This is a genomic window from Rhodococcus sp. MH15 (genome assembly GCF_019266045.1).
GTDB classification, from domain to species: Bacteria; Actinomycetota; Actinomycetes; order Mycobacteriales; family Mycobacteriaceae; genus Rhodococcus_F; species Rhodococcus_F qingshengii.
Genome location: NZ_LPNP01000061.1, coordinates 1,099,833 through 1,121,099, shown reverse-complemented (window position 1 = coordinate 1,121,099; position 21,267 = coordinate 1,099,833). Strand labels below are relative to the sequence as shown.

Annotated in this window: 21 protein-coding genes; 9 read left to right on the top strand and 12 right to left on the bottom strand. The window is 62.3% G+C overall.

Annotated features, from left to right (window positions below; translation table 11 throughout):
* Positions 1-5 precede the first annotated feature (5 nt).
* Complete coding sequence (locus tag ATN37_RS13190) at positions 6-476, bottom strand: gamma-glutamylcyclotransferase (RefSeq protein WP_003940753.1); 471 nt, start codon at positions 474-476, stop codon at positions 6-8.
* 154 nt (positions 477-630) lie between these two features.
* Between ATN37_RS13190 and ATN37_RS13185 the strand changes: the two genes are divergently transcribed.
* Together ATN37_RS13185 and ATN37_RS13180 are read left to right on the top strand one after the other, a co-directional pair.
* Entirely contained in the window at positions 631-2,034 is a 1,404-nt protein-coding gene (locus tag ATN37_RS13185; protein ID WP_003940987.1) for an NAD(P)H-quinone dehydrogenase, read from the top strand.
* 181 nt (positions 2,035-2,215) lie between these two features.
* Positions 2,216-3,397 (top strand): PLP-dependent aminotransferase family protein, encoded by a 1,182-nt coding sequence (locus tag ATN37_RS13180; protein WP_218695231.1) that lies wholly within the window; start codon positions 2,216-2,218, stop codon positions 3,395-3,397.
* Here the strand turns inward: ATN37_RS13180 and ATN37_RS13175 are convergent.
* Positions 3,378-4,163: a 3-oxoadipate--succinyl-CoA transferase subunit B gene (locus ATN37_RS13175; RefSeq protein WP_003940707.1), complete on the bottom strand. Its 786-nt coding sequence runs from the start codon at positions 4,161-4,163 to the stop codon at positions 3,378-3,380. The genes ATN37_RS13180 and ATN37_RS13175 overlap by 20 nt on opposite strands.
* Positions 4,160-5,074: a CoA-transferase gene (locus tag ATN37_RS13170; protein WP_308125210.1), complete on the bottom strand. Its 915-nt coding sequence runs from the start codon at positions 5,072-5,074 to the stop codon at positions 4,160-4,162. Before ATN37_RS13170 ends, ATN37_RS13175 begins: the two co-directional genes overlap by 4 nt.
* A gap of 83 nt (positions 5,075-5,157) precedes the next feature.
* Here ATN37_RS13170 and ATN37_RS13165 point away from each other — a divergent pair, with 83 nt between their 5' ends.
* Positions 5,158-6,054 carry a LysR substrate-binding domain-containing protein gene (locus ATN37_RS13165; protein ID WP_030535055.1) on the top strand — a complete coding sequence of 299 codons (897 nt, stop codon included), beginning with the start codon at positions 5,158-5,160 and terminating at the stop codon, positions 6,052-6,054.
* Here the strand turns inward: ATN37_RS13165 and ATN37_RS13160 are convergent.
* Both ATN37_RS13160 and glpK read right to left on the bottom strand, forming a co-directional pair.
* A complete protein-coding gene (locus ATN37_RS13160) occupies positions 6,051-7,466 on the bottom strand; it encodes an MFS transporter (RefSeq protein ID WP_042449618.1) in 1,416 nt (471 codons plus the stop codon). The two genes, ATN37_RS13165 and ATN37_RS13160, sit on opposite strands and share 4 nt — an antisense overlap.
* Before the next feature lie 171 nt (positions 7,467-7,637).
* Positions 7,638-9,128: a glycerol kinase GlpK gene (glpK, locus tag ATN37_RS13155; RefSeq protein WP_042449616.1), complete on the bottom strand. Its 1,491-nt coding sequence runs from the start codon at positions 9,126-9,128 to the stop codon at positions 7,638-7,640.
* Between the two features lie 108 nt (positions 9,129-9,236).
* Here glpK and ATN37_RS13150 point away from each other — a divergent pair, with 108 nt between their 5' ends.
* The 3 genes from ATN37_RS13150 (at position 9,237) to ATN37_RS13140 (ending at position 12,388) form a co-directional block, all read left to right on the top strand.
* On the top strand, positions 9,237-10,979 hold the full coding sequence (locus tag ATN37_RS13150) for a glycerol-3-phosphate dehydrogenase/oxidase (protein WP_003940825.1): 1,743 nt from the start codon (positions 9,237-9,239) through the stop codon (positions 10,977-10,979).
* A 99-nt stretch (positions 10,980-11,078) separates the two neighbouring features.
* The gene (locus ATN37_RS13145) at positions 11,079-11,621 is read left to right on the top strand and encodes a hypothetical protein (protein WP_003940921.1); all 543 of its coding nucleotides are present in this window, start codon (positions 11,079-11,081) and stop codon (positions 11,619-11,621) included.
* A gap of 50 nt (positions 11,622-11,671) precedes the next feature.
* Positions 11,672-12,388: a GAF and ANTAR domain-containing protein gene (locus ATN37_RS13140; protein ID WP_003940742.1), complete on the top strand. Its 717-nt coding sequence runs from the start codon at positions 11,672-11,674 to the stop codon at positions 12,386-12,388.
* On the opposite strand, the gene ATN37_RS13135 is transcribed toward ATN37_RS13140, so the two are convergent.
* Entirely contained in the window at positions 12,357-13,304 is a 948-nt protein-coding gene (locus ATN37_RS13135) for a LysR family transcriptional regulator (protein WP_218695229.1), read from the bottom strand. The genes ATN37_RS13140 and ATN37_RS13135 overlap by 32 nt on opposite strands.
* A 153-nt stretch (positions 13,305-13,457) precedes the next feature.
* On the opposite strand from ATN37_RS13135, the gene ATN37_RS13130 reads away from it, so the two are divergent.
* Both ATN37_RS13130 and ATN37_RS13125 read left to right on the top strand, forming a co-directional pair.
* Positions 13,458-14,834: an MFS transporter gene (locus ATN37_RS13130; protein WP_218695227.1), complete on the top strand. Its 1,377-nt coding sequence runs from the start codon at positions 13,458-13,460 to the stop codon at positions 14,832-14,834.
* The gene (locus tag ATN37_RS13125; protein ID WP_218695226.1) at positions 14,831-15,574 is read left to right on the top strand and encodes a 3-hydroxybutyrate dehydrogenase; all 744 of its coding nucleotides are present in this window, start codon (positions 14,831-14,833) and stop codon (positions 15,572-15,574) included. Before ATN37_RS13130 ends, ATN37_RS13125 begins: the two co-directional genes overlap by 4 nt.
* Positions 15,575-15,609: 35 nt before the next feature.
* On the opposite strand, the gene ATN37_RS13120 is transcribed toward ATN37_RS13125, so the two are convergent.
* The 5 genes from ATN37_RS13120 to ATN37_RS13100 form a co-directional block, all read right to left on the bottom strand.
* Entirely contained in the window at positions 15,610-16,494 is an 885-nt protein-coding gene (locus tag ATN37_RS13120) for an aldo/keto reductase (protein ID WP_065352887.1), read from the bottom strand.
* 86 nt (positions 16,495-16,580) lie between these two features.
* Positions 16,581-17,504 (bottom strand): hypothetical protein, encoded by a 924-nt coding sequence (locus tag ATN37_RS13115; RefSeq protein WP_102999358.1) that lies wholly within the window; start codon positions 17,502-17,504, stop codon positions 16,581-16,583.
* Positions 17,494-17,967: a hypothetical protein gene (locus tag ATN37_RS13110; protein ID WP_007727281.1), complete on the bottom strand. Its 474-nt coding sequence runs from the start codon at positions 17,965-17,967 to the stop codon at positions 17,494-17,496. The genes ATN37_RS13115 and ATN37_RS13110 overlap by 11 nt, the downstream gene beginning before the upstream one ends.
* A gap of 324 nt (positions 17,968-18,291) precedes the next feature.
* The gene (locus ATN37_RS13105) at positions 18,292-18,828 is read right to left on the bottom strand and encodes a hypothetical protein (RefSeq protein WP_003940745.1); all 537 of its coding nucleotides are present in this window, start codon (positions 18,826-18,828) and stop codon (positions 18,292-18,294) included.
* A gap of 17 nt (positions 18,829-18,845) precedes the next feature.
* Entirely contained in the window at positions 18,846-19,787 is a 942-nt protein-coding gene (locus ATN37_RS13100) for an oxygenase MpaB family protein (protein WP_218695224.1), read from the bottom strand.
* An 87-nt stretch (positions 19,788-19,874) separates the two neighbouring features.
* Here ATN37_RS13100 and ATN37_RS13095 point away from each other — a divergent pair, with 87 nt between their 5' ends.
* Complete coding sequence (locus ATN37_RS13095) at positions 19,875-20,444, top strand: TetR/AcrR family transcriptional regulator (protein ID WP_218695222.1); 570 nt, start codon at positions 19,875-19,877, stop codon at positions 20,442-20,444.
* Here ATN37_RS13095 and ATN37_RS13090 read toward each other — a convergent pair.
* The gene (locus ATN37_RS13090) at positions 20,425-21,222 is read right to left on the bottom strand and encodes a DNA-formamidopyrimidine glycosylase family protein (RefSeq protein ID WP_064074959.1); all 798 of its coding nucleotides are present in this window, start codon (positions 21,220-21,222) and stop codon (positions 20,425-20,427) included. The genes ATN37_RS13095 and ATN37_RS13090 overlap by 20 nt on opposite strands.
* Positions 21,223-21,267 lie beyond the last annotated feature (45 nt).

Sequence of the window (21,267 nt, the reverse complement as noted above, 5' to 3'; positions counted from 1 at the left end):
GCTATCTAATCGGTAACACCGTTACCCGGACCGACATTGCGGCTGTTTCTCGTCCGCAACTCTCGTACGTACTCGGCCGGCGCTCCGGCAATCTCGGCAGCGTCGGCCATCACACCGATGTAGCGGGCCGACGGCAGCCCGCCTTCGTACGCATCCATGACGTAGAGCCACGCAAGTACCGCGTCGCCGGCGGTGTCGACCCGCACGCGGATCTTGCGGTGCAGACCCAGTTCGGCACCTTCCCAGCGGTCCAGACTCACTTCGTCCTCTTCCGGGACGTCGTAGAGCACCACGAAAACACTGGAATCGGGATCTTCGACCACGGTGGCGAGAGCACCCTCCCAGCCGAGGTCCTCGCCGCTGAAGGTCAGGCGCCAGCCTCGCAGCCACCCTGTCCCGGACATGGGGGAGTGTGGGCAGCGCAACAACATCTGCTCGGGATGCATGTTGGAACCGTAGGCGGCATAAATCGACACGGGCGCAAGCCTAAACCGTGGTCCGAGGGTGTGGCGAAGCGGACCACCGGACGCAAGTAATCTGGTACAAGCACTGCGCGACACGTGGTGCTCGAATAGCGTGACACTGGTCGACGGGAGACCCCTGCCGGCCACGCGAGGACTTGGAGGACACATGACCCGGATCGTGATCATCGGTGGCGGACCCGCCGGCTACGAGGCGGCACTGGTAGCCGCGCAGCACGGGGCCACGGTCACCCTGGTCGATTCGGACGGCGTCGGCGGTGCGTGTGTGCTGTTCGACTGTGTCCCGTCGAAGACGTTCATCGCGTCCACCGGAATCCGCACCGACATGCGTCGTGCATCCGACCTCGGCATCACTCTGGATCCGGAGCAGGCTTCGGTGTCACTGCCGAAGATCCACTCCCGAGTCAAGAGTCTCGCGTTGTCCCAGTCCTCGGACATTCGCGCACGGTTGCAGACGGTAGGCGTCGAGGTTCTCTCCGGCACCGCCGAACTGACCGATCCACTCCTCGGCATGGCAGCACACCAGGTTCGCGCGACGCTCGGAAGCGGCGAGCAGAAGACCATCGACGCAGACGTCGTGTTGATCGCCACCGGCGCCAGCCCCCGCATCATCCCGGGAGCCGAGCCCGACGGTGAGCGAATCATGACGTGGCGCCAGCTCTACGACTTGGACGAGCTTCCCGAGCACCTGGTCGTGGTCGGTTCCGGTGTCACCGGTGCCGAGTTCGTCTCCGCGTACACCGAGATGGGCGTCAAGGTCACGCTCGTGTCCAGTCGCGACCGTGTTCTGCCCGGCGAGGATGCCGATGCGGCGCTCGTGCTCGAGGACGCCCTCGCCGAGCGCGGTGTCACCCTCGTCAAGCACGCCCGCGCGGACGCCGTCGAGCGCACCGAGAAGGGCATCGTCGTCAAGCTCTCCGACGGCCGCACGGTCGAAGGAAGCCACGCTCTGATGACCGTCGGTTCCGTCCCCAACACCAACGGTCTCGGCCTGGAGCGGGTCGGCATCGAGTTGGACAAGGGTGGATACCTGCGTGTCGACCGGGTCTCGCGCACCACGGTTTCCGGTATCTACGCTGCCGGTGACTGCACCGGACTGCTCCCGCTCGCGTCGGTGGCTGCGATGCAGGGACGTATCGCGATGTACCACGCACTGGGTGAAGGCGTCAGCCCGATCAAGTTGAAGACCGTCGCGTCGGCCGTCTTCACACGCCCCGAAATTGCAACGGTGGGTGTTTCGCAGGCAGCGATCGACAACGGAGAGGTGCCTGCGCGCACCGTCATGTTGCCGCTCAACACCAACCCGCGCGCCAAGATGTCCGGTTTGCGTCGCGGATTCGTGAAGATTTTCTGCCGCCCGGCTACCGGCGTGGTCATCGGCGGTGTTGTGGTCGCACCCACTGCTTCGGAATTGATCCTGCCGATCGCGATCGCCGTACAGAACAACCTGACGGTCAACGACCTGGCGCAGACGTTCTCGGTGTACCCGTCGCTGACCGGATCGATCACCGAGGCTGCTCGTCAGCTCATGCGTCACGACGACCTGGACTGACAACCGACCAGAGTCTTCTTACAATGTGGGAACTCTGTTTCACATACTGAAGTATTGGTGGGATAGTCGAGATACCGACCGAATCAAGGGTCGGTATCTCGGCGCTCTCCCGCCCCGTTGACCCAGGACGGCTCAGGGTGTTTTTCCTCTGACCTTCATTCTGCGTGCCTGGGAGCTTCATATGACACACGCCGCGCTGTCCGCTCGCATGGACGGACTCCGTAGTTCTGCAATTCGCGATCTGCTCACCCTGACTGCCCGGCCCGACGTCATCAGCTTGGCCGGCGGACTGCCCGATCCCGATTTCATTCCGCGGGAGCGAATCTCGAAGGCAGCCCACGACGCACTCGGTGACCCCTCGTCCGTTCAGTACGGCGAGACCTCCGGCCTGCTGCGCCTCCGTGAGGTGATCGCCGAGCACGAATCCTCCAAGATCGGGCGGACACTCGACGTGTCCGAAGTTGTGATCACACACGGTTCTCAGCAAGGTTTGAGCTTGCTCGCGCAGGTCCTCCTCGACGCCGGTGACGTCGTGGTCGTGGAGGAACCGGCATATACCGGTGCGCTGCAGGTCTTTCGAACGGCGCAGGCCCGTCTCGTTCCCGTCCAGCTCGACGAGGACGGAATGGACACCGACGCGCTCGAGACGAAACTCGACGCCGGTCTTCGGCCCAAAGTTGTTCACACCGTGAGCAATTTCCACAACCCGCGCGGCGCGGTGCTTTCGGCGCAGCGGCGAGCGCACTTGGCGGCACTGGCGGACCGATACGGGTTCTGGGTTCTCGAGGACGACCCGTACGGCGAACTGTACTTCGGCGAGAAACCGCCCGCACCGCTGGCGGCGTTGTCGGACAGGGTGATTCGGCTGTCCAGTGCGTCCAAGGTGCTGGCACCGGCGCTGCGCGTCGGCTGGCTGCACGGCGACCGAAAGGTCTGCGAGGCGGTCGAACTGATCAAGCAAGGCGCTGACCTGTGCGGGTCTTCGCTCACCCAGCAGATCGCCGCAGACCTCTTCTCCGACGTCGAATGGTTCGACGCGCATCTCGACGTGCTTCGAGCGGGGTACGGCGCGAGGGCGAAGGCGTTGGTCACGGCCGCCGAGACGGAATTGAGTGGGCGTGCACGCTTTTCCGAGGTCCGCGGCGGGATGTTCTGTTGGATGGATTTCCTCGACGACGTCGACACCACCGAACTCCTGGGTGCCGCGCTCGCGCATGGCGTGGCATTTGTCCCAGGTTCGGCCTTCGCGGTCGAAGCGGACCTTGGTCGAAGCGCTCGACTGTGTTTCGCGACGTATCCCGAAGCCGTGCTGGTCGACGCCGTCGGCAGGCTCCGGGACAGTGTCACCGCAGGTACAGCCTGACTTTGTCGATAGTGTTGCGGAGCAGATCGATCTCCGTACCGGACGGCGGGGTGGTGACGGTGACGTGGTCGGCGACGGCCAGATCCCATCCCGTCGCCTCTCGCACCTGATCGACCGAGATGCCTTCGTGGACACTGGTGAGCTCCAACTCGCCGCCGGGGCCCTGGTGTGTCAGGACACCGAGGTTGGTGAACACCTTTGTCACTCCTGCACCTGCCGGCATGATGCCCTTTCCGCTGGCGTGGGCGCGGGCGGGGCTGGGTGAGGTGCAGAAGTCGAGCGCGGCCGGAAAGGAACTGAGGTCGTGGCGACGCATCACGACGAAGATCTCGGCCGCGTTCGCGATGATCTCGACGGCCCCGCCTGCTCCGGGCAGTCTGACCGTCGGGTTCTTCCAGTCACCGATGAAACTTGTGTTCAGGCTTCCCGTTCGATCGATTTGAGCGGCCCCGAGAAAACCGACGTCGACGTTGCCACCTTGCAGGACATAACCGAAGAGTGCGGCCATACTGAGCACGGATTCGGCGCCGGAGACCACGACGGAGTCGGCAATACCTTCGGCCATCGCCGACGGATGCGCGCCGCACACTCCGGATTCGTAGATCAGTTCTACGTCCGGATTCGACGTGTGGCGCGCGAGATCGACTGCGAGCGTGGGGAGCCCGACTCCGGCGAAGACCCGGCGCTTACCCGCCAACTCGCGTGCCGCGACGGCGACGATCGTTTCGGTGGAGGTGGTGTTACCGCTGACAATCGTGGTGGTCACAGTCTGCTCCCGTAGTCGGCAGGTGTGGAGAGTTTTGATCCGACCTCGAGATCCGACCAGTAGTCGGCTCCGAGCTTGGCGAGATATTCGTCGTGATCGCCGAGTGTGTACACCCATTCGTCGAGCCAATTTCTCAGCAACGAAGGGTCTTTGGAAATCTCGGTCCAGCGTCGGTAGAAGCCGCAATCGCGGTCGTAGTATCCCTGTGCGTACGACGGGTGCGCGCCGCGCGGGCAGACGACAACCGCGTCGACGGCGTGCGAGGGAATCAGAGTTCGGCTCGGATCTGACCTGATGACCTCGTCGTCGACAAGCTCTTCCACAACGACGATCGCCTTCTTCGCGGCGTAAACGGCTTCTTGCTGCACCCCGGCGATGCCCCAGATCTGTGCGTTCCCGGACGTGTCCGCTCGCTGTGCGCCGATGATCGTCACATCCGGATTCAACGGCGGCACAACGTAGACGCTCCCGCCTCCGTACGGATCCTCGACGAGTCTCAGTTGTGGGTTGAGTGCGGGTAGATCACTACCGGCGTACGACCGCAGCGGGAAGAAGGGAAGTCTGGCCGCTCCCGCCTGATACCGGCACACCATGCCGTAATGGCTGTATTCCTCGACTTCGAGGGGGAGCGGGTCCTGGTTCTCGATGCGTCTGCGTAACTCGTACAGAGAACCTGCGGAGCCGCTGGCGAAGAACGAGGCAACCAGCTTTCGGACGCAGCCGGCGGCGACGAGTTGATCGGAAACGATGTCCGGCGTCATCCGGCAGAGCGTGAGGTCCTTTCTGCCCTGCCGGATGATCTCGTGTGCCGCGGCAAAAGGAATGAGATGCGAAAATCCCTCCAGCGCAACGGTCATCCCGTCTTCGACGTATCGGCCGACGGCCTCTTTCATCGAGAGGGTCTTGTCCACGTGTGTACCTCTTCTTGTTCTTTCGCGCACTCGGTCGGTTTCGGAACTTGACATGTTCGGCCGGTGTGGCGCAACAATGTCGGGTGGAAATTCATCAGATCAACGCTTTTCTCGCGGTGGCTGAGGAGCTACATTTCGGCCGTGCGGCGCAGCGGCTTCGGATTGCGCAACCGCCGCTGAGTCGAACGATCAGGCAATTCGAGAAACAGCTCGGTTCGCCGTTGTTCGATCGGAGCACTCGAACTGTGCGGCTCACTGCTGCCGGTGAAGCGCTGCTGCTTCCGGCGCGCGAGATTCTGGACGCGTGCCGGATGGCCGAGATCGCGGTGTCTGCGGCAGGCAAGGGAACGACAGGTCGCGTTCGCCTGGGTTTCGCGGGGACTTCTTCGCATCTGCTCGTCGGGCGGTGGGCGAAATTGGTGAGAAAGACCAATCCCGGTATCGAATTCGTGCTCGACAGTTCTGCTTTCGCGAACGAGGCGTTGTTGATGCTGCTCGATCGACGACTCGACATCGGGATGGTGCGGTGGACCGTACCGCCGCTCGGGATCACGTCGAGATTGATCGCCGAGGAGAACTTTCTGGTGGCCATGTCCAAAGACCACCCGTTGGCGTCGAGGGACTCGGTTCGGTTGATCGAATTGGAGTCCGAGAATTGGGTGACGCTTCCGGCGGAGCCAGGTTCGATTCTGCGGGAGTCTCTGCTCACTGCCTCGAAGAACGCAGGGTTCCTGGCTCGCATCGTGCAGACGGCACCGGATTCGATGTCGTTGATCGCGCTGGTGTCCGCGGAAATCGGATGCTCGTTGACCATTTCCTCGGTGGCCCAGAGCATCGTGAATCCTGATGTTGTCTTTGTTCCGGTCATGGACCCACCTCCTCCTCTTCAACTGCGTATCGCCTGGCGAGAGGGAGACGACAGACCTGCACTTCTCGAAGTGTTGAAATTGTCCGAGCAGGCGCTGCCGTCCCTGGCCTAGACGGTTGCCCGACCGGTAGGAATCTCACCCGCTTCGGACTTCGGCGAGTTCGCAATATCGACAAGAGTGTTTTCGAGTTCGAGTTCGTCGTAGTCCGCTTGTTCGGCCGTCGAGAGTTCGCCCGCGTTGTAGCCGGTACGTCGGAGCAGGAGCAGGGTGCAGATCAGCGAGACAAGGGCGTACAGCCCGGATACGATCGCGACCCCGACGATATTGCCTGACGTGTTGAGCATCCACTGCGCCAGTACGGGAGTTCCGCCGCCGACGACAAGGGAACACAATTGGTACGCCGTCGACAGACCGGTGTAACGGATGTTGGCGGGGAAGGCCCGAGCGAGAACGCCGGCGATGGCGCCGTAGAACATCGAGTGCGGGATCGTGGCCAGACACATCGCGACGACTGCGATGGTGAAGTTCCCGGTTCGGATCGCGAAGAACATGGCGGGCATGAGGACGAACTCCGGTATCACCATCAGGCACATGGCTTTTCGCATGTCGATCTTGGAGACCAGGACGGCACCGAAAGGTTGGACGATGAACTGCACGACGAGCGCGATCGCGATGGCGGCCAGGAAGGTTCCTCGATCGTATCCGAGTTCTTTTGTAGCCCAGGACAATGCGAAGGTGTTCTTGAAATAGGTGACCTGGGCGAGGGGGAGTGCGCCGGCGCCGAGGAGAACCAGTACCCAGTGCTTGCGCAAGACTTCGGCGAGCGGAAGCTTGACGACCTTCTTGCGTGCGAGAACGGCCTTCATCTCGTCCGACTCTTCGAGTTTGAGGCGAATGATCATCCCGAGAATGACCAGCACCGCCGAGATGATGAACGGGATGCGCCATCCGTACAGGAGGAACGACGGCGTCGGCATCGAGGACAGAAGGAAGAACGCGATGGTGGCCAACAGATTTCCGGCGGGTGAGCCCTGTTGGGCGAACGCGGAGTAGAGGATGCTCTTGCCCTTCGGTGCATTCTCGCTGGCAATGAGCACTGCGCCGCCCCACTCGCCACCGACCGCGACTCCTTGGATGACGCGAAGGGTGACCAGACCGATCGGCGCCCAGATCCCGACCTGTGCGTAGGTGGGGAGGAGTCCGATGCCTACCGTGGCGACACCCATCATCATCAAGGTGATGACGAGAGTGTTCTTGCGTCCGATCCGGTCGCCGAGGTGACCGAAGATGATCCCGCCGATCGGCCTGGCGAGGAAGCCTGCCCAGAGTGTGATGAAGGCGAGGAGAGTTCCGACTCCGTTCGGGAGAGTGTCGGAGAAGAAGATGTCGCCGAATACCAGGGCAGCGGCAGTGCCGTAGATGTAGAAGTCGTACCACTCGATAGTGGTTCCGATGAACGAAGCGATACCGGCTCTTCGCGCCTTGGCGTTGATCTCCTCGGAACTGCGAGTGGGTGAACTCATGCGTGGCGACCTTTCTCTGCAACATTCGCGGCGCCGAAACGTGGCGTGCCTGAATGAGATTCGCAGAGTGGTGTAGGTCACGTCCAATACCAACTTGGTCGCCTATTGATACCTCAGGAGTATCAATGGGCGACCATGATCAGCTCTTCCGGTATGGAAGGATCGGGGTGATTACTCGGACCAGTTGTACGTCCGCTCGACGGCCTTGTTCCACTCCGCGTACAGCCGTGACCTTTCGGACTCGTCCATCGCCGGTTCCCAGGTTTGGCCGACGGCCCAGTTGTTGCGGATGTCTTCGGTGTCGGCCCAATAACCGATGGCGAGGCCCGCTGCGTATGCAGCACCGAGAGCTGTCGTTTCGTTGACCACCGGGCGGATGACGGGAACTCCGAGGATGTCCGACTGGAACTGCATCAGGGTTTCGTTGACCACCATGCCGCCGTCGACCTTCAGTGCGGACAGTTCGACTCCCGAATCCGCTCGCATGGCGTCGATGACCTCGCGGGTCTGGTATGCCGTCGCCTCGAGCGCTGCGCGGGCCAGGTGTCCCTTGTTGACGAAGCGCGTCAGACCGACGATGACACCCCGGGCATCCGGTCGCCACCGAGGTGCGAACAGCCCGGAGAACGCGGGCACGAAGTAGGCGCCGCCGTTGTCGTCGACACTTGCGGCGAGCGGCTCGATGTCCTTGGCGTTCTGAATGATTCCGAGATTGTCTCGAAGCCACTGGACCAAGGAACCCGTCACGGCGACGGAACCTTCGAGTGCGTACACGGCAGGGGCTTCGCCGAGTTTGTAGCAGACGGTCGTCAGTAGTCCGTGCTTGCTGTGCACCGGCTTCGTGCCAGTATTGAGAAGCATGAAATTGCCGGTGCCGTAGGTGTTCTTGGCTTCACCCTCGGAGAGGCAGGCCTGGCCGAATGTGGCTGCCTGCTGGTCACCGAGGATTCCGGCGACCGGCACACCGGCGAGATTGCCGCGTGGACGTCCTGTGCCGTAGACCTCTGAGGAACTACGGATTTCCGGGAGCATCGACATCGGGATTCCGAAGTCCGCACAGATCGATTCGTCCCACTGGAGGGTCTCGAGATCCATCAGCATCGTGCGTGACGCATTGGTGACATCTGTCACGTGGACGCCCTCGGTCAGGTTCCACACGATCCACGTGTCGACAGTGCCGAAGCACAATTCGCCGGCCTCCGCTTTTGCTTTCGCACCGTCGACGTTGTCGAGAATCCAGCGGATCTTCGGCCCGGCGAAGTAGGTCGAGAGTGGTAGTCCGGTCTTGTCTCGATACTTGTCCGGACCCTCGTCGCCGCCCAGTTCGACACACAGTTGATCCGTGCGCGTGTCCTGCCACACGATCGCGTTGTAGATCGGCTTACCCGTCGAACGTTCCCAAACGACGGTCGTCTCACGCTGATTCGTGATTCCGACGGCAGCGATGTCGGCCCGCGTGAGATCGACCTTCGCGAGAGCGCCGGCCACCACCTCCCGAGTGTTGATCCACAGCGCCACCGGATCGTGCTCGACCCAACCTGCTCGCGGGAAAATCTGCTCGTGTTCTTTCTGCGCAACGCTCACCACGGCGCCGTCGTGATCGAAGATCATGCAGCGGCTCGACGTCGTGCCTTGGTCGATGGCGGCGATGTATTGATTCACTGTGCTCCTAGGTTCGGGCGTGTTCGCAGTAATCCGTGCGCTGTCGCAGTATGTGGATCAAGCTACTAGCCTGTAAACGGATTCGTCGTCGACTTACAGGAGACCGGGTTGAGTAAGCAGCAAGGTGCGCAGTTTCTCGGCCCGCAGCAGCGCGAAGCTGCTTGGGAACAACTTCAGACCGAGCAATTCGACGTCGTCGTGGTGGGCGGCGGTGTTGTCGGTGTCGGAGCGGCCCTCGATGCGGCCACCCGCGGGCTCAAGGTTGCGTTGGTCGAGGCCCGTGACTACGCATCCGGCACGTCCAGTCGTTCGTCGAAGATGTTCCACGGCGGTCTCCGCTATCTCGAGCAACTCGAATTCGGCCTCGTTCGTGAGGCGTTGCGTGAGCGCGAACTCTCGCTGACCACGCTCGCTCCGCACCTGGTCAAGCCGCTGAAGTTTCTGTTCCCCTTGGCTCACCGAGTGTGGGAACGCCCGTACATGGCCGCGGGAATCTTCCTCTACGACCGGATGGGCGGCGCCAAATCGGTCCCCTCCCAGAAGCACTTGACGCGGGCGGGCGCACTGCGCATGTCGCCGAGCCTCAAGCGCAGTTCACTGACCGGTGGCATCCAGTACTACGACACCGTCGTCGACGACGCTCGGCACACCATGACCGTTGCACGGACCGCCGCGCACTACGGCGCGGTCGTCCGAACATCGACGCAGGTCGTGGGATTTCTGCGTGAAGCGGACCGGGTCTCGGGAGTTCGTGTTCGCGACTGCGAAGACGGCCGTACCGCGGAGGTCAAGGGTCACGTCGTCATCAATGCAACCGGTGTCTGGACGGACGAAATCCAGGCCCTCTCACGTCAGCGCGGACGGTTCCGGGTGCGAGCGTCGAAGGGCGTACACATCGTCGTCCCGCGCGATCGCATCGTCAGTGAAGCCGCCATCATCCTGCGTACCGAGAAGTCGGTGCTGTTCGTCATTCCGTGGGGCAGTCACTGGATCATCGGGACCACGGACACCGACTGGAACTTGGATCTCGCTCACCCAGCGGCAACCAAAGCAGATATCGACTACATCCTCGGCCACGTGAACTCCGTTCTGGTCACGCCGCTGACGCACGCCGACATCGACGGTGTCTACGCAGGCCTGCGTCCGCTGCTTGCCGGTGAGAGCGACGAGACGTCGAAGCTCTCGCGCGAGCACGCCGTTGCCCGTGTGGCTCCAGGCCTGGTCGCCATCGCCGGTGGAAAGTACACGACGTATCGGGTCATGGCGGAAGACGCCGTCGATGTCGCAGCAGAAGACATTCCGGCGCGAGTGGCGTCGTCGATCACGGAGAAGGTGCCGCTCGTCGGCGCCGACGGATACTTCGCGTTGATCAATCAGACTGTGCAACTGGGCGAGCAGTACGGCTTGCATCCGTATCGCGTCAAGCACTTGCTCGACCGCTACGGTTCACTCATCACGGAGGTCCTCGAACTCGGCCGACAGACGCCGGAGTTGTTGCAGCCCATCACAGATGCCCCCGATTACCTTCAGGTCGAGGCTGTGTACGCCGCCGCGGCCGAGGGTGCATTGCACCTCGACGACATCCTGGCTCGTCGCATGCGCATCGCAATCGAGTACCCGCATCGTGGTGTCAACTGTGCGCAACAGGTCGCCGGATTGGTTGCTCCGATTCTCGGTTGGGATGCCGCCACCGTCGAGCGCGAGGTCGACACGTACCGAGCGCGCGTCGAAGCGGAGATCGAGTCGCAGACCCAGCCGGACGACGAGTCGGCCGACGCCTTGCGCGCCGCAGCGCCGGAGTCTCGGGCCGAGATCCTCGAACCCGTCGTCGTGGTGCCGGATCGGGTCTGAGTCGCCCGTCGTTTGTTCTCGGTCTGTCGCGGGTAGGCGGATGTCGAATCACCACCCGTGTCAGCACAGACCGGTCGAGCGTCGCCCAGGAGGATCCCAATGTTCGGTAGTCGGTCGAGATCTGCTGAGGAACACATAGCCACCGCTTATCTGGTCACTCACCTGTGCGGAGCGATGGTAGGGCTGCAACTCTCGCGGTCACTCTCGGACTCGTACGGCGCGTGGGCCGACGGTGAGCTGGACTCGTTGCCGGGTGAGCTCGAGTACGAGATCGAGCAGCTGCTGCAACTGATCGAGGACACCCAGGGCATATCTCTGCCGCGGTACTCCAAGATCGACGCGACGGTCAATCGGATCAGGCGCCTCGTCCATGTCGACGCCATCTGGCGCAACCGTCTCGTGAAGCTGGCAACTCTCGAGATCATGCGGACCGCTCTGTGCGGCAAGAGTGCGATGTGGGAGGTCCTGAGAGACATTCCGGCCGGGGAGACGGAGGAGCAGTACCGCGAGCTCAACGACCTGGTGTCCAAGCAGATCACCACCGTCACGGCTCTGCATCACCGCGCGGCCACGGAAGCTTTTCAGGGGACGGACGGGCGGGAATCGGCGAGCGGCGGCGACCCCATCCGCTCGAGTAAGTAAGGTTTGTACCGTTCGGTGAAGAATTCGATGAACGGTAGACCCCGAGGTGTATGGAGATGGCTGAGCGCGACCAAGCACTGACAGAACCCACGGCAGTGTTCGCGGCGTTGGCGGAGATCCTCTACTCCGCCGCAGACAGCGCCGAGGTGTACTCCGCGATCTGTTCGGCGGCTGTCGAGTTGATTCCCGGTTGCGATCACGCAAGCCTGATGCTGCGACGGGGAAACACCAACGTCACGGTAGCGGCAAGCGATGAGATCGCCGAGCATGCAGACGATCTCGAACGTGCGACTGGTGAGGGGCCGTGCATCGACGCCCTCGACACGGAGGCGCCGCAGCTCGAGTCAGATCTTCGCACTCCGAATCAGTGGCCCGAGTTCGCTCGGAAAGTAGTGGCAGAGACACCCATTCGTGGCTCGATGGGGTTCCGACTGATGGTCGATCGTCAGAAGTTCGGTGCCCTCAACCTCTTCTCCGACACTCCGGGAGCATTCACGGAAACTGTTGCCGACCACGCGATCATGTTGGCATCGTTTGCATCCGTGGCCGTCACCGCACTGAACCGAGGAGAGGATGCCGACTCGCTGCGGCGAGGCCTGGCGAGCAGTCGCGAAATCGGTCAGGCCGTCGGTCTGCTGATGGCATTGCATCGGGTGTCCGACGACGAGGCCTTCGACATTCTGGTGCGAACCTCGCAGAACATGAACGTCAAGATCGCCGAGTTGGCGCGCAAGGTCATCGTCCAGCATCGTTCGACTCTGGACTGAGCGCTTCGTTCGCCCCGGGGGAGCCGAGGAGTTGAGATCGCTTGCGATCCACCGTCTCTCGAAGAGCTGTCACCACCGCTGCGACTTCCGGGCGGCGCAAGGATTCAGAACGAGCCACCAACCAGTACGAAAGTCTGACTTCGATGTGAGCGGGCAGCACGCGAATCAGATCGTCGTGCTGCTCAGCCATGAAGCAGGGGAGCAGGCCGATGCCGGCACCCGCGCGCGTTGCCTCGATGTGGACGAACACGTTGGTGGACGTGACGGCCTCGCGCATGGAAACCGTGAGCTTGCGGGCCAGATCGAGTTCGTCGACCTGCAGCATCGAGTCGATGAAATACACGAGCGAGTGTTCGGCCAGATCTTCGGCACTTTCGGGAACTGAATTCTGACGTAGATACTCTCGGGAGGCGTACAAACCCAGCGCGTAGTCGGCCAGATGGACGGCCTCGGCGCGGTGAACTTGAGGTTTGCCGACAACAACCTCGATGTCGAGCCCCGAGCGTATCTGCGACGCCTTTCTGGTCGCGACGACTATCTCCACGCTCACGCGAGGATGGCGTCTGCGAACCGCTGCGCCGGCGGGGGCCGCGATGTATGCGCTGAAGCCGTCGGTGGCCGAGACCCGCACGACGCCGTCGAGTTGCTGCTGACCGGTGGAGTCGAGTGCCAGTTCGTTCACCGCGGCCTCGATGCGCTCGGCCGCGCTGAGGGCTTGTCTGCCCAGGTCGGTCAACTCCCAGCCGCCGGACGAGCGGACCAGTACACGGCCGCCGAGGCTCTTCTCGAGCGAGGCGATGCGGCGCGAAATGGTGGTGTGGTTGAGGCCCAGGTCGTCGGCGGCGGTGTTGAAGCGGCCGGTGCGACCGACCGCGAGAAGCACCAGTAGGTCGTCCGGGCTCAGTCCGAGTGTCATATCTGCATTTTTGCACCTGTATGGTGCGAGATTTGTCATTGTCGTGCCAAGAATCTGCACCGATACTCATCGAGTCACAAAAAATGTGCGAGCGGTCACATTCCTGATCGTGAAGAGCAGGCGAATCGCGAACTGAAGACGAGGGAGTCCACGATGAGCGTCGACAACATGCCGAAACCCGAGAGCCAAGCCCCACCATCGGGGCTGAAGAAGGTGGTCGGCGCCTCGATGGCGGGCACCGTGGTCGAGTGGTACGAGTTCTTTCTGTACGGCACGGCGGCCACTCTGGTCTTCAGCAAAGTCTTCTTTCCTGGCGGCGGCAACGAACTGGATGCGATCATCGCGGCTTTCATCACCTACGCCGTCGGATTCGCCGCCCGGCCACTCGGCGGAATCGTCTTCGGATATTTCGGAGACAAGTTCGGCCGGAAGCAGTTGTTGCAGTTCAGTTTGCTGCTGGTCGGCGCCGCAACGTTCTTGATGGGCTGCCTACCGACCTACGGTCAGATCGGCTACTGGGCGCCGGCACTGCTGGTCACGCTGCGCTTCATCCAAGGATTTGCTGTCGGCGGCGAATGGGGTGGGGCGGTACTCCTTGTCGCCGAGCACAGCCCGAATCGATCTCGTGGGTTCTGGTCGTCCTGGCCTCAGGCCGGCGTACCCATGGGCAACCTGGTGGCCACTGTCGTGCTGTTGATCCTGACGTCGACGCTCTCGGACGAATCCTTCATGAGTTGGGGCTGGCGCGTTGCCTTCTGGCTCTCCGCGGTGATCGTTCTGGTCGGGTACTACGTTCGGACCAAGGTCACCGACGCTCCCATTTTCATTGCGGCGCAGAAGGAAGCAGAACTGGTCAAGGCAACCTCGTACAGCGTTTTCGAGGTGGTCAAGCGTTACCCGCGCGGAGTGTTGACCGCGATGGGCCTGCGTTTCGCCGAAAACGTCATGTACTACCTCGTGGTGACCTTCTCGATCACCTACCTCAAGGTCGTCGTTCATGCGGACACGGCGCACATCCTCTGGTGGATGCTGATGGCACATGCCGTGCACTTCACAGTGATTCCGTTGGTAGGCAAACTGTCCGACACGATCGGTCGACGTCCGGTGTACATGATCGGCGCCGTCACCGCTGGAACATGGGGATTCTTCGCCTTTCCGATGATGAACAGCGGGCACAATGCAGTCATCTTGTCGGCAATCATCATCGGGCTTGTGTTCCACGCGTTCATGTACGCCGGCCAACCCGCGATCATGGCCGAGATGTTCCCGACCCGGATGCGCTATTCCGGTGTCTCCCTGGGATATCAGGTCACGTCGATCGTGGCAGGTTCACTGGCTCCGATCATCGCGACCGGACTGCTGAGCAAGTTCGACTCCTCGGTCCCCATCGCGATCTATCTCCTGCTGGCATCCCTGGTCACTATCGTCGCAGTCGTTTTCGCGCGGGAGACCAAGGGAATCTCGCTCGAGTCCGTCGATGCTGCCGACGCACGAGTGCTCGCCGACGAGCGGGCCGGTGTTTCCGCATGATGCTCTCCGGCAAAACGGCACTGGTCACCGGTGGTGCCAGCGGTATCGGCGAGGCGTGTGCTCGACTCTTTGCCGCCCGCGGCGCCCACGTCACCGTCGCTGATCTCGACGACGTCGCCGCGAAGGCGCTGGCCGACGAGATCGACGGCACTGCGTGGGCCGTCGATCTCCTCGACACCGACCAACTCGTGGATCTGGCACTCGAGACGGACATACTTGTCAACAACGCCGGCATTCAACGGGTCAGTCCCATCGAGGATTTCGACGTCGAGGACTTCCGGAAGATTCAACGCCTCATGGTCGAAGCGCCGTTCCTCCTGGTCAGAGCTGCCCTGCCGTACATGTACCGCAAAGGATTCGGGCGCATCGTCAACATTTCCTCGGTCCACGGGCTCCGCGCTTCGGCATTCAAGAGTGCGTACGTCACGGCAAAGCACGGACTCGAAGGCCTGTCGAAAGTTGTTGCGCTCGAGGGTGCCCCACACGGTGTCACCAGTAACTGTGTCAATCCGGGCTACGTCCTGACACCACTCGTGCGATCCCAGATCTCCGACCAGGCAAAGGTTCACGGAATCAGTGAATCCGAGGTTGTCGAGAAGGTGATGCTCACCGAGAGCGCGATCAAACGGATGGTCGAGCCCGCAGAAGTGGCATCGCTGGTGGGGTGGCTGGCATCGCCCGAGGCGTCGATGGTGACGGGGGCTTCGTACACCATCGACGGCGGGTGGAGCGCCAGCTAGATCACGGGGCTGCTGTGTTGTTCAAGCTGCCGGGTTCAGGCTTCGGGAATCTCGATTCCGAACTTCTCGCGGGTGATGACCTCGGGTTCGGGACCGCCGCGAACTCCGGTGTCGAGTGCGTCGATTGCGGAGAGTTCTTCGGCGGTGAGTTCGAAGTCGAACACGTCGAAGTTCTCCGCGATCCGCGAGGGAGTCACCGACTTGGGGATCACCTGGCGGCCCTGCTGGAGGTGCCAGCGCAGCATCACCTGTGCAGGCGACTTGCCGTGAGCGGTCGCGATGGCGCCGATGGTGGCGTCCTCGAGGGTCGAGCCGTGGGAGCCGTCGCGGTAGAACGTGATTCCGCCGATCGGTGACCATGCCTGAGACAGAATCCCGCGATCGGCGTCGGCCTCGAGCAGAGTCGACTGCCTGAAGTACGGATGAACCTCGATCTGGTTGACCGCCGGCACCACGGACGTTGCGTCCAGGAGTCGGGTGAGGTGATCCGGCATGAAGTTACTGACTCCGATGGCGCGGACCTTGCCGTCGTCCAGAAGCGTTTCCAACGCCCTGTACGCGTCGATCGTGCGCTCGAACTCGCTCGGCAACGCCTGGTGGAGGATCAGGAGGTCGAGTTGTTCGACACCGAGTTTGCCTGCGCTCTTGTCGAAGGCATGCAGAGTCTCGTCGTATCCGTAGTCGGTGATCCAGACCTTCGTCTCGACGAAGATGTCCGCGCGATCGAGTCCGGATCGCCGGATCGCCTCACCGACGCCCTTCTCGTTGCCGTAGGCCGCGGCAGTGTCGATATGGCGATAACCCGTCGACAGCGCGGACTCGACGGCGGCGAGTGTTTCGTCCGGCGGCGTCTGGTACACGCCGAAGCCAAGTGCGGGGATGTCGACGCCGTTGTTCAGTTTCAGACTCGGGATGCTCATGTCGTCCACGGTAGCGGCGGCCGGTGGTTCGGCGGGAGTGACTGCTCAGCCGGGTAACGGCAGTACCTCCCTCGACCGGCAGTACTTCAGCTCGGTTGGCAGGTGCCGCCGATGGGTAAAGCCTGCGCTCGTTCGCCTACCCAGCGGCCGATGTCGCTGAGCATCGCAGTACCGTCGGCGAAAGTGCCCGAGTCCGGCTTGGCTGCGATGGCGACAGCGAGTTGTCCGGTGCCGCTGCTGATGATCCCGAATTGGCGGACCAGATAGCCGCCGTCGTCGTCCGGCCCCCACCCACCTTTGAATCGAGCGGCTGGGATCACTCCCAGGCCCCACTGTTGGTCGGGGCTGATGCTGCCCATGAGCCCGAAGACTTCGGTGGCGTCGCTCCGGCATGGCAGGGTGGCGGCGAATTGCGCTTGGACGGCAAGTGGCCATTGTGTTTGACCGAACGAGCTGAATTCTGGTCGTAGCGTGCGTGATTCCACGGTGGTGGACATATCGCCGGAGGCCACGAGGACTGACTCGACCTTCGCTGCGGCAGTGGTCGGATCGCCGAGGCCTCGCCACAGTTCTTCGGCTGATTCGTTGTCGGAGGTGGTGATCGCCTGCTTGACCGTTGTGAGTTCTGTGTTGTCGGTTTCGTGGAGGGCTGCGATGGACAGTGGGACTTTGATGGTGGACCAGGCGACTCCGTTCTGCCACTCGCCGGCAACGAGTGACTGACCTCCGCCGACGGGCACGAGTGCGATACCCACGGCGCCGCCGAGGGTGTTGCCCAGGGCCTCGAATCCGGCGAGCGGGCCGACACCGTTGCCCGGGGCGGCAGGAGTCTCTGTCGGCTCCGGTGGAACGACGACGATCTCGGTGATCGTCTCGACCTTCTCCGACGACTCGTCTCGCGTCGGAATCGTGCAGCCCGCGAGGGCTGCTGCAGAAGCAGTGGCGAGTGCAACCGCCAGGAGTCGTCGGCGGGTCCCGCTACGAGCCTCGACGCACTGCTCAATAGACATAGACCACCGCGTTGTTTCCGCCGGTACACGTGACGACTTTGTTGCCGGCGCAGTTCATCGAGTACCGAGTTCCCGTGACCGGACTGACCGCGCTGATGGAGACCGGGCCGCCGCGTCGACCCTGGCTCACGTACTGGTAGCGCACTTCTTCGGCGAACTCACAGGACGTCACGCTGGTGCCGACGGCGGACGTCGTGAATTCGTTGTTCGAGAACACCGATCCACAACGCGCTGCGCTGGCAGGGACCGACTCGTTGGGCGCGGGTGTGACGACGCCGTTCTGCGGCGCGGCCGCAGGTGAGGTGATCACCACGGTTTCCGTGCGTGCGGTGTTCTCGTCGGAATTGTCGTTCAAGACGAGAGGGAGAACCCATACGTAGACCACGACGGCGACGAGTGCGACTGTGACAACTCCCAGTAGGACCCACAGCCATGCATACGATTTCGGTGGGCGGGGAGGCATCGGCGAATATCCAGTGCCTTGACCGTATGGGGGCCGGGGCGGGGTGTAAGCAGGCTGATGTCCCGAGTACGGAGCCTGACCGGGTGTGATGCCCGGCGGCGGAGGAGGGGGCGGAGGGAGAGGTGTCGTGTGGTTGGGGTCGTTGTTCCAGGGATACGGCGACTGTGGTGTTGTCATTGCGGGCTGCTCCTCTGCCTACTTGATAGAAGTGGGCCGAGTTAGTCGTCGATCACCGCACATCGAAATTACCGATTGTCAGGTTTCTGCGAATTGCCCGTCTTAGTTATATACGACCGGTCTGACTTCTTTTGCACTTGTGGCTCGTCAATGAGTGAGCACTATCTTCAACCCGACTATGAGAGTGGCGACGGCGGCGAGGCCGAAGGCTGCCAGATGGGTGTTCGTACTGACTTTCTCGCCGTGCAGTCGGCTGATCACGTAACTGGTGGAACCGATCCGCAGGATCAAGACGATTTCCGCGATCAACTGCGCCGTCCGTGGTTCCAGGAAGTTGAACCACGCCGTCGCGAGAATGACGACAGGAACAACCGCAGAGGTGAGGATCGGGACGGAATCGCGAAGCGAGTCGATTCTCTCCGCGGTCGTCAGTCGGCGATCGTTGCGAATGCTCTCGCCGACGCCCTCGGCAAATGTGTGGGCGATGTATGTCGACAATGCCGTGCCGACCACAATCGCGGCGCCGAGCGATTCCTGAGATTTCGTCACCGGTATGAGTGCGGCGAGGACAAGAATGTTGCCGTAGATGTACGCGGTGGTCCTCGCCGCCACACGTTCTTGTCCCAGCGGCGCACCGTGAGATGTGATCGGACGGTTCAGCAGGGTTCGCAGGTCCCACTCCATGTTCAGAGCATGGCAGATCAGACCCTGGGGCTGTAGTGCATCGGGTTATCTCGCTGCTCGAGCGGGGGCAGGTTGCGCGCCGGTGTGTGGACCAGTGGTGCATCGGCGGGGATTCGGCCGTCAGCTCGATCCCATCCCGCGCGAGCACGTGGCTGATACCGGTATCGCCACGGCACCAGACGGAAGACGGCGTTGACGGTGCGGCCGACAGCGTTGTGAATTTTCTGATCGCGACTGGTCCACGAGTAGCCGAGTAGGTCTCGAACCGGTTGGTCGTACATTCCGACCGTCAGCCACACGAATCCGCGGGCGAGGGGGATTCGGGCGAGCCGCCACAACGGATCGGGTAGCCACGTCATGTACGGGGGCTTGCCGAGTCCCGACAGGTCGAGGACGTCGCGGGTCGCCTTGTTGTCTTCGAGTACGTTGCGGCACATGTGGTCCCAGTACTCCTGAAATGCTTCCCAGGTCTCGGGAACAGGGCGCATGCTCATCCCGTACAGGCGGTACCACTGAATGTGCTCGGTGAAGAGCTGACATTTCTGGGCCTCGGTCAAGCCACCGGAGAAGTTCTCGGCAGTGACGATGGTGCCCATGAAGAACGTTGCGTGCGCCCAGTAGAAAGTATCGGGATCGAGTGCATGATACCGACGCCCCAACTTGTCGACGCCCTTGATTCGTGTGTGATAGCCGCGGACTTCTTCGGCTGTCTGCTGCGCGCGATCGCCGTCGAAGACCACGCCTGCAATGGGATACAGCGAGCGGTACAGCCGTTCCCACCGCTCGTCGAAGAATTGTGAATGCTCCTCGACTCCGGCGCCGAGGCCGGGGTGCATGTTCTGCATCGAACCGGCCCAGACGCCTTGCAGCATCCCGCGCCAGTCGCCGAAATACTTCCACGTCAGGGAATCCGGACCGAGGGGAACCGGGGTGCTGCTGTCGTCAAGTTGACTACGCATGTTGTCAGATTAGGATCGACAACAGCGGTAGTCAAGGATCGAATACCGGGTGCATTGAAGAACAAGTGTCGGCGAAGTGGGGAAGTTGTGAGCATCGAAGAACGCAGGGCCACTCGAAAGGCGACGTTGTTCGACGTCGGAGTGACACTGCTCGGTGCGGTCGACGGTCCGGCCGTCAATGTGCGAGCGGTCTGCAAGGCCGCTGGTCTGACCGAGCGGTACTTCTACGAAAGCTTCACCGATCGCGATCAGTACGTTGTCGCGGTCCACACGTTTGTCGCCGAGCGCGCGCAGTCGGCGCTCGCCACAGCAGTGGAGTCCGAGACGACATCCGAGGCAGTCGCCACCGCTGCGGTCGACGCTTTCGTCAAGCTGATGGTCGACGACCCGGCAATGGGGCGAGTGCTTCTGATCGCTCCGCTCTCGGAGCCGGTGCTGAGCGGACGCGGTATCGAATCGATGCCGGCGTTCGTGGACCTGGTGTACGACCAGTTGTCCGAGATTGCTGATCCGGTGGACAAGCAGCTGGTGGCAGTCGGGCTGGTCGGGGCATTGTTCACACTGTTCATCGGTTATCTGGACGGCACGATCGTCGTGGACCGTGATCGATTTGTCCGCCACTGCGTCAGGCTGCTGATCAACGCCAATCAGGCGTGAAGGGCTGGCAGGCCGGGCAGAAGAAGATATTTCGCTCGGTGAGCTGATCCGGTCCGAGGGTGTCTTCTCTGATGCGAGTTCCGCAACGGCGGCATGGTTTTCCGCGTCTGCCGTACACCCATGTCTGCCTGCCGGGGCGGGTGTCGCCGGTGGTGACCCGGATGCGACGCGACTTGTTGACGTTGATGGTGCGAAAAGACAGATCCACTATCGCGTCGAGATTCCCCGCGAGATGTGTCGGCGTTTTCGGGTGAATACCTCGTAGGAAGCAGATCTCGTTTCGGTACACGTTGCCCAGTCCGGCCATCACCCGCTGATCCAGGAGCGCGATTCCGATCGGTACGGAGTCGGCGGCCCGAAGATTTCGGGCGGCCACGGAACTGTCCCAATCGGTCCCGAGCAGATCCGGTCCGAGATGTCCGACGGCCTCCTGTTCCTGCCCGAGTTCGAGGATCTCGGTGATTCCCAGTGAAAAGCCAACTGCTACAGAGTCTTCGGTGGCCAAGATGATGCGCGCTTGATGGGCGGGTCGGCGCCAGCGCTCGCCGGGGCGATAAATCTGCCACTGACCTTCCATCTTCAGATGCGTGTGAATGGACGCTTCGCCCACTCGGATCAGGAGATGTTTTCCGCGGCTGGCGACGGAATCCACGCGATGGCCCGACAGATCAACCGTGGCGTAACGAGGAACGCGGACGTCGCAGGTGGTGAGTACCTTCTCGGCCAGGGCAGCGCGCAGTTCATTGGCGGCCCGCCACACGGTATCGCCCTCAGGCATGGTCGCCGCACCCACACTTCAGGATCTCAACTTCCACGATCTCAA

Bases quoted from the DNA above. Each gene is read 5' to 3' on its own strand.
- ATN37_RS13125 (WP_218695226.1), top strand. From the start codon at position 14,831: ATGATGCTCTCCGGCAAAACGGCACTGGTCACCGGTGGTGCCAGCGGT.
- ATN37_RS13130 (WP_218695227.1), top strand. From the start codon at position 13,458: ATGAGCGTCGACAACATGCCGAAACCCGAGAGCCAAGCCCCACCATCG.
- ATN37_RS13160 (WP_042449618.1), bottom strand. From the start codon at position 7,466: ATGAGTTCACCCACTCGCAGTTCCGAGGAGATCAACGCCAAGGCGCGA.
- ATN37_RS13110 (WP_007727281.1), bottom strand. From the start codon at position 17,967: ATGCCTCCCCGCCCACCGAAATCGTATGCATGGCTGTGGGTCCTACTG.
- ATN37_RS13090 (WP_064074959.1), bottom strand. From the start codon at position 21,222: ATGCCTGAGGGCGATACCGTGTGGCGGGCCGCCAATGAACTGCGCGCT.
- ATN37_RS13140 (WP_003940742.1), top strand. From the start codon at position 11,672: ATGGAGATGGCTGAGCGCGACCAAGCACTGACAGAACCCACGGCAGTG.
- ATN37_RS13115 (WP_102999358.1), bottom strand. From the start codon at position 17,504: ATGTCTATTGAGCAGTGCGTCGAGGCTCGTAGCGGGACCCGCCGACGA.
- ATN37_RS13105 (WP_003940745.1), bottom strand. From the start codon at position 18,828: ATGGAGTGGGACCTGCGAACCCTGCTGAACCGTCCGATCACATCTCAC.
- ATN37_RS13180 (WP_218695231.1), top strand. From the start codon at position 2,216: ATGACACACGCCGCGCTGTCCGCTCGCATGGACGGACTCCGTAGTTCT.
- ATN37_RS13185 (WP_003940987.1), top strand. From the start codon at position 631: ATGACCCGGATCGTGATCATCGGTGGCGGACCCGCCGGCTACGAGGCG.
- ATN37_RS13145 (WP_003940921.1), top strand. From the start codon at position 11,079: ATGTTCGGTAGTCGGTCGAGATCTGCTGAGGAACACATAGCCACCGCT.
- ATN37_RS13100 (WP_218695224.1), bottom strand. From the start codon at position 19,787: ATGCGTAGTCAACTTGACGACAGCAGCACCCCGGTTCCCCTCGGTCCG.
- ATN37_RS13120 (WP_065352887.1), bottom strand. From the start codon at position 16,494: ATGAGCATCCCGAGTCTGAAACTGAACAACGGCGTCGACATCCCCGCA.
- ATN37_RS13135 (WP_218695229.1), bottom strand. From the start codon at position 13,304: ATGACACTCGGACTGAGCCCGGACGACCTACTGGTGCTTCTCGCGGTC.